The sequence below is a fragment of the Aliivibrio sp. S3MY1 genome (assembly GCF_028765575.1).
Lineage (GTDB): Bacteria > Pseudomonadota > Gammaproteobacteria > Enterobacterales > Vibrionaceae > Aliivibrio.
In genome coordinates, this window is the sequence record NZ_JARACO010000115.1 from 1 (window position 1) to 568 (window position 568).

Genomic DNA, 568 nt, shown 5'->3' on the forward strand with positions numbered 1-568 from the left:
TAACGCCTGCATAACACGTTTGCTACGATACAGACCTAGCTGAATTTTACTGCCTTAATCACTGAAACTAAAGGCAAACTGACAACGCCGAGTGTAGCAAATCGTGTTGATGCATTTGTTACACGATCTTTGTCAACGCTTCGCTTCAATTGGTAAAGAATTGATTTACCAAGATTTACTGTAAATTCAGTTTAATTAGACTATCTCAATTAAGCGAGCAAAATATCCAATCACCGCCAATAACTGTGAAACGAAACAATCCCTTTTTCTTACGCCATTTGTACGATCTGGTTTCAGCAAGTTTTAAGCTGATAAACCAAATATCCCAACAACAATTGGGATTGAAAATGCCGCGAGCAAAACACTGATGCAGACTAAAATGAGGCAAAACAAAGAACAATTGAAGCCTGAATTGGTTTCTGAAACCCATGAACTTTTGGCAATAATAGTCAATTGCCGAACCTGATGAAATGAAAGCTAAAAGGCAACAAAGAAAAAGGAAATCCACCCTACTTTCACGCCTAAAAAATTTACGGCTCAATCGCTGAACTGAGCCAAAAAACTGCGA

1 protein-coding gene is annotated in these 568 nt (G+C 38.2%); it reads right to left on the reverse strand.

Annotation, left to right across the window (positions count from 1 at the left end):
* Positions 1 to 205: 205 nt before the first annotated feature.
* A partial coding sequence (locus PVK62_RS17510; protein ID WP_274445655.1) for a hypothetical protein occupies positions 206 to 568 on the reverse strand: 363 nt, incomplete at its 5' end.